Origin of the sequence: Hymenobacter sp. UYCo722 (genome assembly GCF_040547115.1) — a bacterium.
Lineage (GTDB): Bacteria > Bacteroidota > Bacteroidia > Cytophagales > Hymenobacteraceae > Hymenobacter.
Genome location: NZ_JBEPPC010000002.1, coordinates 714,711 through 727,527 on the forward strand (window position 1 = coordinate 714,711; position 12,817 = coordinate 727,527).

Genomic DNA, 12,817 nt, shown 5'->3' on the forward strand with positions numbered 1-12,817 from the left:
GCGATGCAGCCAAACCGGACGGTCATGCTGAGCTTACCGAAGCAGCCCTACCGCGTCAGTAAATTGATTTTACTCTGGCGGTAGAGCTGCTTCGGCAAGCTCAGCATGACGTTCTGTTTTAATTTGTTTCCTCGTATTATACCTCCGATTTCCTCCGTGCAACCGCAATCCCCTCAACAACCTACCGCGCTGGGCGACCAGCACGAAATGTCTTTTATCGACCACCTGGAGGCCCTGCGCTGGCACATCATCCGGGCGGCTATTTCGGTGGTGGTGTTTGCTACCGGTGCCTTCTTTGCCAAGGATTTCCTGTTTCATGACCTGATTTTGGGCCCCTCGCGGCCCGATTTCTGGACCTACCGCATGTTCTGCAAGTTTGGGCAGTGGGTGCACGCACCCGATTTGTGCATTAACGATGTCGGCTTCGTTATTCAGAACCGCGAGATGAGCGGGCAGCTGACCATGCACATCAGCACCTCATTCATCGTGGGCATCGTGCTGGCGTTTCCGTATCTGTTCTGGGAAATCTGGCGCTTCGTGAAGCCGGGTCTGTATCCGCACGAGCGGCAAAACTCGCAGGGCGCGGTGTTCTTCGTCTCCATCCTGTTCATCATGGGGCTGCTGTTTGGCTACTACATCGCCGCGCCGCTCAGCATCAATTTTCTGGCTGGCTACGTGGTCGATGCCAGCATCGAAAACCAGATTGACATGCAGAGCTACCTGAGCACGCTCACGACGATGAGCCTGTCGTGTGCGTTCGTGTTCGAGCTGCCCATGATTGTTTTTTTCCTGGCCAAGGCCGGTGTCGTGTCGGCCGAAATCATGCAGATGTACCGCAAGCACGCCATCGTGGTTATCCTGGTTATTGCGGCCATCATCACTCCGCCCGACATTTCGGCCCAGATTATCGTTACCATCCCCATAATGCTGCTCTATGAGCTCAGCATTCACATTGCCCGCGTGGTGCGCCGCGGCGACGCCGCCCGTCTCAATGCCAAGCTAGCCCGCGAGCAGGCACGGGCAGCCAGCCAGCCCCTGCAATAGGAGCGGCGGCGGTAGCTGAATTTTTGCCCGGGCCCCGGTGGGCTGCTTCCCGCGAGCAGCCCACCGGGGCCCGGCTAATTCCGGTGGGCCCGCAGTACCGGATAAGCTGATGAGTAAATTGCATCCGAAGTAACCACGATGCGAAAAAAAACGAATTATAGCCAACGAACTTGTGAATCAATTCCCGTTGCAACGATATTTAAACGCGGTTCCGATATGACCTTAGTGGCAGCGCGTGAAAAAGGAGTGTAGTTGAAATAGTACTAAAGCGTGAATATTGCCGTTGGCTGCGTATCTTTGAAAAAGTGTTAATCGGCGACTAATTGATGATGCGGCCTGTGTTAGTTGTGCGGAGGGTGGTAGCGGTTGCGCTGCTGCTGGTACCGGTGGGCCTGCGGGCCGCGCCGGCCCCCGTGCCGTTGCCCGCCGCCATCGAGCCCTTGCGTCGCCAATTGGCCGGCCAGCTGCCCGATACTACCCGCGTCCGGCTGCTCACGGTCATCAGCTACGCGCTGCGCGAGGAGCAATCGGCCCGGGGCATCAGTTATGGGGAGTCGGCTACGGCGCTGGCACGCGCCCTGCCAGCCAAGCAGCGGGGGCCGCTGCTGCTGCCCGCGCTACTCAGCCTCTCGTCGTGCTACGCCAATCTGTCGAACAGCTCGGAGGCGTTGCGGCTGCTGGCCGAAGCCCAGACCCTGGCCCGTCAGCAGCACAACTACGATGCGCTGGTGCGCACCTATTCCAATCAGGGCAGCATCTACCACTCGCGGGGCGACACCGCCACGGCCGGCCAGCACTACCGCCACGCCCTGCGCCTGCTGGCTACCCCGGCTAGCGAAAGTGTGAGCCAGCGCACCCGCATGAAGCTGCTGGGCAACCTGGGCAGCCTGGCCTACCTGCGCAACCAGCATCCGCTGGCCTTGCACTACGACTCGCTGGCCCTGGCCCTGGCCCGCCGCAGCCGCGACGTAACGGCCGAAGCTACTTACCTCTCCAGCCTGGCCACCTATCTGATGCAGAGTGGCCAGCTGCCCCGCGTGCGGCGGCTGCTGTTGCAGTCGCTGGCCATCAGCCAGCGCCAGCACACCGTGCGCGCCCAGGCCGAGCTCCAGTCCCAGTTGGCCCAGTACTACACCAAAACCAGCGACCCTGACCAAGCCATTCTGGCCGCCCGGGAAGCTCTGCGCCTGGCTCGCCAAAGCCACTACCTGGAGTGTGTCCTCTCGGCCTATGGCCAGCTGGGGGCCCTGGCTGCCGGCGAGGGCGACTACCGCGCCGCTTATGACTGGAACACGCATTACGTGGCCCTGAACGACTCGCTGAATAGCCGCCAGACCATGCAAACCCTCGCGGTGGCCCAAGTGAACTACGAAGCCCAGGAGCGCGCGCGCCGCCTGCGCCAGCTCACGGCCGAGCAGGTTACCCAGGTCCAGCGTACCCGCCTGCTGGTGGGCGTTATCGCGATTATGGCTCTGATACTGGGGGTGATGACACAGCTCTACCGCAACCTGCGTCGCAGCCGCGCCGCCGTAGCCGCCAACAACCACGCCCTCGAAGCAGCCTCTGCCGAGCTGCGGGCCGTGGCCGTGTTCAAGGATAAGCTCTACGCCATTGTGGCGCACGACTTGCGCGGCCCCGTCACGGCCTTTGCCGGGGTCACGAGCCTGATTGACTCCTACATTGCTCAAAACGACCAGGCTGGCCTGGCCCGCCTACCCGCCATGGTACGCCAGGCCTCCGACAGCCTCAACCACTTGCTCGACAATGTGCTGAACTGGGCCGTGAGCCAGACCGGCGAGCTCGAATGCCGCCCGGTGCCGCTGCCCGTGGCCGATATGTTTGCCGAATGCCAGGCCCTTTACCAGACCACGGCCGCCGCCAATTGGCAGCACATCACCGCCACCGCGCCCGAGGGTCTGGCGCTGCTGGCCGACCGCAACATGACGCGTACCATCCTGCGCAACCTGGTGGGCAACGCTCTCAAGTTCATGCCCGCCGGAGGCCATGTGCACCTCGATGCCGCTCCCGACCCCGACGATGCGGGCATGGTGCTCCTCACCTGCACCGACACCGGCTCGGGCATGAGTGCCACCACTGTGAGCGCGCTGATGAGCGGCCCCGCCCTGCCCGAACCCACACCCGGCCCCAACCTGCGGTCCACGGGCTTCGGCCTGGGGCTGGTGCTGTGTCGGGCCTTCGTGCATCGCCACGGCGGCACCCTCGTGATTCAGAGTCGCCCCGGGGCCGGTACCAGCGTCACCGTCAGCCTGCCCATGGCGAAGTGAGGCCGTCGCCGGTTTGGCGCAAGCGGTTCCGATTTTGGTCTCCGGTTCAAACCCACAAAAAAATCCCCGACTCGCAGCCGGGGATTTTTTGTGAGGTATTTCCAGATTATTCTTTTGTGAAGTCCAGCGTGTCAATCACCGGCGCGCCGCGCGAGGGCTTGAGCTTGACGTAGACCCGGTAGGTACCGGTGCGGCCCACGTAGCGCCCGATGGCGTACTGAATGTGCTCCTGGCTTTCGCCCTGGTGGATAAATTCAAAGCTGCTGGGGGCGTTTTTAGCGAAATAATCCTTCAGTATCAGTTCGGCCTGAGTCGAATTATAGCTTTGCTTGTCCCCGTCGAAGCTGACTTCAACGGTAGCGGCAAAATACTGCGAGAGCTCGCGCGAAGACCCATTACGAAGGGCTGCGCGCACGGCCCCGAGGTTATCGGCCTGAGCCTGTGCGGCTCCGGCCCCGAGAAGGAATAGCCACCCGAGTAATAGTGTTCGAATTAGATAGCGTTTCATTGGTGGGGTAATAAGTGCGTCATACGCAGCGTAAATTAAAGCTAAAATGGTGCCAGGATGAATCAGCGCGTTGTTGGGGTGGGGGTGGGCCCGGCCAGCGAAAGTTACTGCGAAGGTAGAAAAACGCCGCCCTTCGCACGAGGCTGCCGTATCTTTGCCGCATGAGTAAGCAGGTTTTATTGGTGATTCTGGATGGCTGGGGCATTGCCCAGAATACCACGGTTTCGGCCGTTGACACGGCCCGTACGCCGTTCTTCCATGAACTGTTACAGCGCTTTCCGAACAGTACGCTCCAGGCTTCGGGCGAGGCCGTGGGCCTACCCGAGGGCCAGATGGGCAACTCCGAAGTGGGCCACATGAACATCGGGGCCGGCCGGGTGGTCGACCAGGAGCTGGTGCGCATCGGCAAAGCCATCCGCGAGCGCAAGCTGGCCCAGGTGCCCGCTCTGGCCAAAGCCCTGGAATACGCCCTGGCCAACGACAAGCCCCTGCACCTCATCGGCCTGCTCAGCGATGGCGGCGTGCACTCGCACATCGACCACGTCAAAGCCCTGTGCACCATTGCCCACGAGGCCGGCGTGCGCCGCGTATTCGTGCACGCCTTCACCGATGGCCGCGATACCGACCCTAAGAGCGGTGTGCGCTTCATCAATGAGCTGGAAGAATCTATGGTGCGTAGCGGGGCCAAAATTGCCTCGGTGGTGGGCCGCTACTACGCCATGGACCGCGACCGCCGCTGGGAGCGCGTGAAAATTGCCTACGACCTGCTGGTGCACGGCATCGGCACGCCTTCGCAGAACCTGATTCAGACCATTCAGGAGCAGTACAAGGAGGGCGTGACGGACGAATTCATGAAGCCCATTGTGAAAACCGGCCCCGATGGCCAGCCGCTGGCCACCATCGAGGAGGGCGATGTGGTGCTGTGCTTCAACTTCCGCACCGACCGCGGCCGTGAAATCACGGAGGTGCTCACGCAGCAGGATATGCACGCCTTCCAGATGCAGCGCCTGAACCTGCACTATCTCACGCTGACTAACTACGACGACACCTTCGTGGGCGTAACCCCCATTTTCGAGAAGGACAATCTTAATAATACCCTCGGCGAGGTGCTGGCGGCCAACGGCAAAACCCAGATTCGCATTGCCGAAACCGAAAAATATCCGCACGTCACGTTTTTTTTCTCGGGCGGCCGGGAGAATGAGTTTGAAGGCGAGCGCCGCATCCTACGCCCCTCGCCCAAGGTAGCTACCTACGACCTGCAGCCCGAAATGAGCGCCGCCGACCTGCGCGATGCCCTCATTCCGGAGTTGCAAGCTAAATCGGCCGATTTCATCGTGCTGAACTTTGCCAACCCCGACATGGTGGGCCACACCGGCGTGTTCGAGGCCGTGGTGAAGGCCGTGGAAACCACCGATGCCTGCGCCCGGGCTGTGGTAGAAGCGGCCCTGGCCGCCGGCTACGCCAGCATCATCATCGCCGACCACGGCAATGCCGAGTTCATGCGCAATGCCGACGGCTCGCCCAACACGGCGCACACCACCAACCTGGTGCCGTGCATTCTGGCCGATAACGACTACCACGGCTCCCTGGCCGATGGCAAGCTCGGCGACCTGGCCGCCACCATTCTGGAATTGATGGGCGTGCCCAAGCCGGCCGAAATGACGGGCCTGAGCCTGCTTCGCCCCAGCCTCGTGCCGAATGCGTAGCGGTGGTACGGCAGCGTGGGCAAGTAGCCTGTTGGCTCTACTGCTGGCGGGCTGCGGCGAGGCTGGTTCGGCCGCGCCAGTGGCCCGCCGCCCGCTGTATTTTGATGTGAAAGGCCTGCTGACGCAGCAGGTGGCGCAGTTGGCGCAGCGCCACGCCGCCGTGACCAAGCACGTGCGCCTGCGCGCCGAAGCGCCCGAAACCGTGCGCGTGCCCACCGTGAAGTGGAGCGACGAGCTTCAGATTTTCTTTCAGGCCGATATCAATAAAGCCGCTTTGCGCGGGGCCTACGCCGTCGATTCGGTGCTGCTGCCCAGCGGAGCATTGCGCCGCACCTACACGCGGCAGCCCGGCCAGCCCAACGCGCCGGTGGCCCGCCTCGTGGTGGTGCAGCAGGGGGCGGAGCCGCTGGAAATCGCGGCCACTATTATTCAGCGCAATGTGCTGTTCTCGGCCCAAAAGCAGCTGCTAATGCAGCTGCAGCACGGCCAGCTGCGCCGCTACGAGGTGGTGGGAACCCAGAAGCTGGTGTTGTTCGATACGCTGCGCTATTCGGCGGCCGGCGTAGTAGAGCAGTAGCGCGGACGTTACGCGTCCGAGCGGATAATAGGCTGGGGAAGGTAGTGTAAAACCTGGGCTCTCAGCGTTCGAGCCACATTATTTGCGCTCGTAGGCTCCTAGTGCGGGCTGGGTTTGGCCGGCGGCGGGGCGGCGCAGATTACGCAGGTCGCGGTCGGGTACGTTGCCGGCGGGTGCGCGGCGCGGCGCGTTGGCCGGTGAGGTGGCCTGCAGCGTGTAATCGGGCCGGCTGCTGGTGAGAGCCGAGCGGACGAACAGCGGGTCCACGTTCAGCAAGTTGATGCCCGGTGCGCCCACCACGGCGGGCGTACCGTCGTAGGCCTTGGTGCGCAGCAGCGAGTTGCGGATGCTGATGGTGCTGGCGTACTCCGTGTAATTTTTCAGGTAAAGCTCGTCGTCAATGGTGCCCGCACCCAGGTTGGAGCCCCACACGATGGAGTTGCGCAACGTGATGCTGGTGGGCAGCTTAATGGTGGCGTCCGTGTACTTCTCGTTGGTGAATGTCAGCGAAGCCGTTTCGCGCCGGAAAGCCGGCGTGTAGTTGGCGAAGGTGCAGAAACTAAAATCGTACGTGCCACCGCCCACGCCGACCACGGCGTATTCGCCGCAGTTGGTGAATAAGCAGTTGCTCGCCGCCACGTCGCCGGAGATGCTGAAGACGCCGCCGCCGGTGCTGGCCGTGGCATTGGCGAACGATAGGTTAGAGCCCGAAATGTTGCGGATGACCGTGTTGTTCAGCGTCAGGTCCGGGTGTGGAAGCAGGGCGTCCGGGTTCAGGAGCAGCGCGCCGAACGTGGCGTTCTTGATTTCGGCGTAGCGGATGCTGTTGTTGCGGCTCGTAGCCGTGAACACGATGCCGCCCCACTGCCCGGGAATGTCGGCGTAGTCCGCTTCCAGCCGGTCGCCCTGAATGCGCACGATGTTGGCGTTAGTGGCCTTTATGGTATCGGTCGCGCCGGTGCCCGGCATGAAGTCGTCGTTCACCCGCAGCGTCCCATCCACCTGCAAATAAGCCCCGGCGTGGTTGTAGATGCGCGCCCCTTTTGGAATAGTGAGCGTGATTCCCTGCCTGACCAATACCCCGAATACCACGGCCGGCTGCCCCGGCACCAGCACCTTACTCGCCGGAATGATAACGTGAGGTTTATCGGTGGCCCAGGTGGTGTTCTTATCAATTAGTTCGGCCCGGTGGAAGTAGGCATTCTGGCCGTAGGCCACCAGCTTCACATTTTGCTCGTTGCCGTTGGTGCGGAAGTTAATCTGGTCCGTGACCACAAACTGCTTCGGCGCGGTGGCCTGGCCGTTGTCGCCGAGCACGGCCCGCACCAGCACCTGCACACTGTCGTTGCCCCGCACCAGCACGTCGCTCTTGGCCGCGCCCGCGTCGCCGTTGATAATCAGCGAATACGTGGCGCTGGCCGTGCCCGCCAGGCTGATATCCGTTTTCACCGCGCCGCGGTTGCGGTTATACACCCACAAGCGCTTCGTTACGGTTTTGATGGTGGTAAAGACCGTGTCGAATAACACCGTGTCCTGGGCGAATTCGAGGCGACCGGTGGTCTGCACCAAATCTTCCTTCGGCTCGCAGCCGGGCAGAAAGGTGAGCAAGCAGCTCAACACCAGAAATAGCGGGAAGAGGTGGCGCATAAGCAGGGGCGCAGGGGAGGGGCAGCGCCCCCGGAAAACGGTAAAGCCGGAATAGTATTGCAGCCGCAGCGGCGGAACCGGCCCAGCCAGCCCCGCCCCCCGCTTATTTCGTGACGCCCTCCTGCAGGCGCTCCGCGCTTTCGGCGATGCGCAGCTGCTCTACGAAGTCGTCGACGTTGCCTTCCATCACGCTGGCCAGGTTGTACACCGTGTAGCCGATGCGGTGGTCCGTGACGCGGCCCTGCGGGTAGTTGTAGGTCCGGATTTTATCGCTGCGGTCGCCGCCGCCAATCATGCTTTTGCGCACGATGCCATCGGCCTCGTTCTTCTTGGCCAGCTCCATGTCGTACACGCGGGAGCGGAGCACGGCCAGGGCCTTGTCGAAGTTTTTGAGCTGCGATTTTTGGTCCTGGCACTGGGCCACCAGGCCCGAGGGCAGGTGGGTAAGGCGCACGGCCGAGTAGGTGGTGTTCACCGACTGGCCGCCGGGGCCGCTCGAGCAGAAGTAGTCCTTGCGAATATCACCCATGTTCAGCTCCACGTCGAATTCTTCCACTTCGGGAATGACCACGATGGACGCCACGCTGGTGTGAATCCGGCCCTGGGTTTCGGTGGCCGGCACACGCTGCACGCGGTGTACGCCGCTTTCAAACTTGAGCTTGCCGTACACGTCCTCGCCGCGCACAGCCACGATGATTTCCTTGTAGCCGCCGGCGGTGCCGTCCATGGCGTCAATGAGCTCCATTTTCCAGCCCTGCTTTTCGGCGAAGCGCATGTACATGCGCTGCAGGTCGCCGGCAAAAATGGCGGCTTCGTCGCCGCCCGCGCCGGCCCGGATTTCCATGATGACGTCTTTCGAGTCGTTCGGGTCCTTGGGCAGCAGCAGGTCCTTGATGAGCTCTTCGAGGCGCTCCTGCTCGGGCAACAGCTCGTCGAGCTCGGCCTTGGCCATTTCGCGGAAGTCCTGGTCCTTCTCGGTGGCCACGACTTCGCGGGCGTTTTCGATGTTGCTGAGCACGCCCTGGTAGTTGCGGTACTGGGTCACAATCTTGCCCAGGTCCTTGTATTCCTTGTTCAGGGACTTGTAGCGCTTCAGGTCCGACATCACGTCGGGCTGCATCAACTCCTCGTTGACGTTTTCGTAGCGCTGGTTGATGGCTTCTAGTTTATCGAGCATCGGGTGTTCGGGAAATAATCAGATAGGGGGCAAAGATACTGAATCTAAACACCGCTATTCAGTGGGTTGGTTCGCGGAAGGACGTTGGTCTGGGAACACGCTCGGCAGAACGCGGTTATACTCGGCTACCAGCCGGGTCCGCCCACCTTCGGCGCGCCTGTTATCTTTGTTAAAATTCCCACCTCACCACCCAAGTCCCGCCCCATGTCATCCGAAGCCGACGTCCTCTCCCCCGAAGCCAAAGCCCACACCGCCCAGAAAGGCAGCACCAATGCCAACGGCTTCACCGATTATTTCGACCTCGACGGCCTGCTGACCGAGGAGCACCTGCTCATCCGCCAGTCTATCCGCGACTTTGTTAAAAAGGAAATCAGCCCCAACATCGAGAAGTGGGCGCAGGACGCGCACTTCCCGAGCGAAATCGTGCGCAAGTTTGGCGACGTGGGCGCATTTGGCCCCACCGTTCCGGAAGAATACGGCGGGGGCGGCCTGGACTACATCAGCTACGGCCTGATTATGCAGGAGATTGAGCGCGGCGACTCGGGCATGCGCTCCACCGCCTCGGTGCAGGGCTCGCTGGTGATGTTTCCCATCTACGCCTACGGCTCGGAGGAGCAGCGCCGCAAGTTCCTGCCCAAGCTGGCCAGCGGCGAGTGGCTCGGCTGCTTCGGCCTGACGGAGCCCGACCACGGCTCGAACCCCGGCGGCATGACCACCAACATCAAGGACATGGGCGACCATTACCTGCTGAACGGGGCCAAGCTCTGGATTTCGAATTCGCCCGAGTGCCAGGTGGCCGTGGTGTGGGCCAAAAATGAGCAGGGCCGCATCAAAGGCGTTATCGTGGAGCGCGGCATGGAAGGCTTCAGCACCCCGGAAATCCACAACAAGTGGAGCCTGCGCGCCAGCACCACCGGCGAGCTGGTGTTTGAGGACGTGAAAATTCCCAAGGAGAACATCCTGCCCAACATCGACGGTCTGAAAGGTCCGCTCTCCTGCCTCGATTCGGCCCGTTTCGGCATTGCCTGGGGTGCCATCGGCGCGGCCATCGACTGCTACGAGTCGGCCCTGAAATACTCGCTCCAGCGCGAGCAGTTCGGCCAGCCCATCGGCGGCTTTCAGCTCCAGCAGAAAAAACTGGCCGAGATGATTACCGAAATCACCAAAGCTCAGCTCATGGCCTGGCGCTTGGGTGTGCTCAAAAATGAAGGCAAAGCCACCAGCGCCCAAATCTCCATGGCCAAGCGTAACTCGGTCGACATGGCTCTGCACGTGGCCCGCGAAGCCCGCCAGATTCACGGCGGCATGGGCATCACCGGCGAGTACCCCATCATGCGCCACATGATGAACCTGGAATCGGTGATTACATACGAGGGCACGCACGACATTCACCTGCTGATTACGGGCGCGGATATTACCGGAATTCAGGCGTTTAAGTAGGGTTTGCTAACCTGTTAAAAAACCGCTGTTCTATTGATTGGGACAGCGGTTTTTTTATGATATTTCATCCATGCAAAATCGTGTCTTCTTACTATTATTGCTGGTTTGTGGCTTTCAGCAATGCATTGCGCAGCAGATACTCGATAAGCTGACGTATCAGTTAGCCAATGATATGCTGATGGATTTGCATCCGCAAACAAACCCAGTGATAATACGCGGTAGTTACGGGAATTATCAGGTGCAACGGTCCAGGCCTGTCAGTGGAGATAATTCGTTGCTCTTGGTAAATCAGTCCAGTTCCGTAGGGGCCAGGGCCGTCGAAGAAATGGTATCAGCTTGCAGCGGCACGCCCGCGAGGGATGCAATGTTGAAATACTTTACCAAAGCCGATATAAACTATATGCGGAGCCAGGTTTCGATGGCCAAACAGTTCGTTTTTAACCAAAAGGGCATCAAGCAGGCAGGGGTTAAAATAGTCATGTTGGATACCCTCGTAGCATTGAACAAGCGACTTGATTGGCGAGCCGCCGATACTTTGCAGCAGCGCTACGGTAGCCGCCGCGTCTATGGAATTGGGGGATTATTGTTTTCGTTAGACCACCGAAAGGCGTTAGCAGTAGTGAGCACTGATGATGGTTGGAACGTGTATTTGTACGAAAATACCGGTCCTGCTTGGTACAGAAAGGCTACGTTGCAAAATGGCGTGTACTAACGCTGCACAAGCCGGGAATAAGTTAAACCCGCCGCCCATGCCGTAATTTGGCCCCATGATGAAAGTCGTCCCTGCTTCCGAACCCCTCGTGCTGCTCGAATGCCTCGTGGCCGGCACCTCGCACCGCCCCAACCTGGAGAAGTACGAGCCCAAGCTGAAAGTCGGCCAAGCCCTACAGCTCAGCCGCGAAGCCGATAACCACTACGACGACTGGGCCGTGCAGGTGCACACCGCCCCCGCCACCGACCCGGCCAACGTGTGGCTTGGCTACCTGCCCGAGGGCCGCAACGAAACCGTGGCCCGCATGCTCGACGCCGGCAAGCACCTCTCGGCCCGCCTCAACCACAAATCCTGGGAAACCGACTGGCTGCACCTCGATATTGAGGTGCTGCTGCATGAGTAGCAGAACGGGCTCTATCAGAAAAAAGAACGTCATGCTGAGCTTGCTGAAGCATCTCTACCGCGAGAGTAACCAGATTTACTATTGCAGTAGAGATGCTTCGGCAAGCTCAGCATGACGTTCTTTGTGTATAGCGGTTTTTTTGAGTAGTAAAGGAGCTTTTTTGCCCGCAAATCAGTTACTCATCTGCTTAGCAACAAGCGACCAATCATTTTAGTAATATCATTATGCGCGAAGCCTTTCTCACCGGCGACAACGAACATTTCGACGCTACCGACAAGGACATCGACAAGGCCCTGCGGCCGCTGTCGTTCGACGATTTCACGGGCCAGGACAAGATTCTGGAGAACCTGAAAGTCTTCGTGGCCGCCGCCAAAATGCGCGGCGATGCCCTCGACCACGTGCTGCTGCACGGCCCTCCCGGCCTGGGTAAAACCACGCTCTCGCACATCATCGCCAACGAGCTGGGCTCGGGCATCAAGATGACCAGCGGCCCGGTGCTGGACAAGCCCAGCGACCTGGCCGGCCTGCTCACCAACCTGGAGCCGCACGACGTGCTGTTCATCGACGAAATCCACCGCCTGAACCCGGTGGTGGAAGAATACTTGTACTCGGCGATGGAGGACTACCGCATCGATATTATGCTCGACTCGGGCCCCAACGCCCGCTCGGTGCAGATTTCGCTGTCACCCTTCACGTTGGTGGGGGCTACCACGCGCTCGGGCATGCTCACGGCTCCGCTGCGGGCCCGCTTTGGCATCTCGGCCCGCCTCGAATACTACGACTCGAAGCTGCTGACGACGATTGTGAAGCGGTCGGCCGAAATTTTGGGTACGCCCATCCACGCCGACGCGGCTTACGAAATTGCCCGCCGCTCGCGCGGTACGCCCCGCATTGCCAACAACCTGTTGCGCCGCACCCGCGACTTCGCCCAGATTAAGGGCGACGGTACCATCACGGTCGAAATCGCGCAGTTTGCGCTGAATGCCCTGGATGTGGACGCCCGTGGCCTCGACGACATGGACAAGCGCATCCTCACCACGATTATTGACAAGTTTAAGGGTGGCCCGGTGGGCATCAGCACCATCGCCACGGCTTGTGGCGAGGAGGGCGAAACCATCGAGGAAGTGTACGAGCCGTTCCTGATTCAGGAGGGCTACATCAAGCGCACCTCGCGGGGCCGGGAGGCTACGGAGGCGGCGTACCAGCACCTCGGGCGGTTGCTGCCACAGAATATGCGCGGCAACAACGGCAGCCTGTTCGATGAGATAACGCAGGGCTAGGATTCGCCGGAACACTGCCCGTCATCCTGAGCGTAGCG

Annotated in this window: 11 protein-coding genes; 8 read left to right on the forward strand and 3 right to left on the reverse strand. The window is 60.8% G+C overall.

All coding sequences use genetic code 11. The annotated features are described in order from the left end of the window. The first annotated feature begins 156 nt into the window (after positions 1 to 156). Both tatC and ABIB44_RS08825 read left to right on the forward strand, forming a co-directional pair. A complete protein-coding gene (tatC, locus tag ABIB44_RS08820) occupies positions 157 to 1,044 on the forward strand; it encodes a twin-arginine translocase subunit TatC (RefSeq protein ID WP_354584274.1) in 888 nt (295 codons plus the stop codon). Between the two features lie 356 nt (positions 1,045 to 1,400). Further along, complete coding sequence (locus tag ABIB44_RS08825; RefSeq protein WP_354584275.1) at positions 1,401 to 3,329, forward strand: sensor histidine kinase; 1,929 nt, start codon at positions 1,401 to 1,403, stop codon at positions 3,327 to 3,329. A gap of 106 nt (positions 3,330 to 3,435) precedes the next feature. On the opposite strand, the gene ABIB44_RS08830 is transcribed toward ABIB44_RS08825, so the two are convergent. Next, the gene (locus ABIB44_RS08830) at positions 3,436 to 3,837 is read right to left on the reverse strand and encodes a DUF4783 domain-containing protein (protein WP_354584276.1); all 402 of its coding nucleotides are present in this window, start codon (positions 3,835 to 3,837) and stop codon (positions 3,436 to 3,438) included. Between the two features lie 161 nt (positions 3,838 to 3,998). Here ABIB44_RS08830 and gpmI point away from each other — a divergent pair, with 161 nt between their 5' ends. Next, the gene (gpmI, locus tag ABIB44_RS08835; protein WP_354584277.1) at positions 3,999 to 5,543 is read left to right on the forward strand and encodes a 2,3-bisphosphoglycerate-independent phosphoglycerate mutase; all 1,545 of its coding nucleotides are present in this window, start codon (positions 3,999 to 4,001) and stop codon (positions 5,541 to 5,543) included. A gap of 31 nt (positions 5,544 to 5,574) precedes the next feature. Then, on the forward strand, positions 5,575 to 6,120 hold the full coding sequence (locus ABIB44_RS08840; protein ID WP_354584278.1) for a hypothetical protein: 546 nt from the start codon (positions 5,575 to 5,577) through the stop codon (positions 6,118 to 6,120). 78 nt (positions 6,121 to 6,198) lie between these two features. Here ABIB44_RS08840 and ABIB44_RS08845 read toward each other — a convergent pair whose 3' ends face one another. Beyond that, the gene (locus ABIB44_RS08845; protein WP_354584279.1) at positions 6,199 to 7,767 is read right to left on the reverse strand and encodes a hypothetical protein; all 1,569 of its coding nucleotides are present in this window, start codon (positions 7,765 to 7,767) and stop codon (positions 6,199 to 6,201) included. Between the two features lie 103 nt (positions 7,768 to 7,870). Beyond that, positions 7,871 to 8,944, reverse strand: coding sequence for a peptide chain release factor 1 (gene prfA / locus ABIB44_RS08850; RefSeq protein WP_354584280.1), 1,074 nt, complete (start codon positions 8,942 to 8,944; stop codon positions 7,871 to 7,873). Between the two features lie 204 nt (positions 8,945 to 9,148). Between prfA and ABIB44_RS08855 the strand changes: the two genes are divergently transcribed. The 4 genes from ABIB44_RS08855 (at position 9,149) to ruvB (ending at position 12,779) form a co-directional block, all read left to right on the forward strand. Then, positions 9,149 to 10,384 carry an acyl-CoA dehydrogenase family protein gene (locus ABIB44_RS08855; RefSeq protein WP_354584281.1) on the forward strand — a complete coding sequence of 412 codons (1,236 nt, stop codon included), beginning with the start codon at positions 9,149 to 9,151 and terminating at the stop codon, positions 10,382 to 10,384. Positions 10,385 to 10,454: 70 nt separating this feature from the next. Next, positions 10,455 to 11,096: a hypothetical protein gene (locus tag ABIB44_RS08860; RefSeq protein ID WP_354584282.1), complete on the forward strand. Its 642-nt coding sequence runs from the start codon at positions 10,455 to 10,457 to the stop codon at positions 11,094 to 11,096. A gap of 55 nt (positions 11,097 to 11,151) precedes the next feature. Further along, on the forward strand, positions 11,152 to 11,499 hold the full coding sequence (locus ABIB44_RS08865) for an HIRAN domain-containing protein (protein ID WP_354584283.1): 348 nt from the start codon (positions 11,152 to 11,154) through the stop codon (positions 11,497 to 11,499). Between the two features lie 224 nt (positions 11,500 to 11,723). Further along, positions 11,724 to 12,779 (forward strand): Holliday junction branch migration DNA helicase RuvB, encoded by a 1,056-nt coding sequence (gene ruvB / locus ABIB44_RS08870; protein WP_354584284.1) that lies wholly within the window; start codon positions 11,724 to 11,726, stop codon positions 12,777 to 12,779. The last annotated feature ends 38 nt before the right edge of the window (positions 12,780 to 12,817 follow it).

Excerpts from the sequence above, each read along its gene's own strand:
- ABIB44_RS08830 (WP_354584276.1), bottom strand. The coding sequence starts at position 3,837 with ATGAAACGCTATCTAATTCGAACACTATTACTCGGGTGGCTATTCCTT.
- gpmI (WP_354584277.1), top strand. The coding sequence starts at position 3,999 with ATGAGTAAGCAGGTTTTATTGGTGATTCTGGATGGCTGGGGCATTGCC.
- ABIB44_RS08845 (WP_354584279.1), bottom strand. The coding sequence starts at position 7,767 with ATGCGCCACCTCTTCCCGCTATTTCTGGTGTTGAGCTGCTTGCTCACC.
- prfA (WP_354584280.1), bottom strand. The coding sequence starts at position 8,944 with ATGCTCGATAAACTAGAAGCCATCAACCAGCGCTACGAAAACGTCAAC.
- ABIB44_RS08855 (WP_354584281.1), top strand. The coding sequence starts at position 9,149 with ATGTCATCCGAAGCCGACGTCCTCTCCCCCGAAGCCAAAGCCCACACC.
- ABIB44_RS08860 (WP_354584282.1), top strand. The coding sequence starts at position 10,455 with ATGCAAAATCGTGTCTTCTTACTATTATTGCTGGTTTGTGGCTTTCAG.
- ABIB44_RS08865 (WP_354584283.1), top strand. The coding sequence starts at position 11,152 with ATGATGAAAGTCGTCCCTGCTTCCGAACCCCTCGTGCTGCTCGAATGC.
- ruvB (WP_354584284.1), top strand. The coding sequence starts at position 11,724 with ATGCGCGAAGCCTTTCTCACCGGCGACAACGAACATTTCGACGCTACC.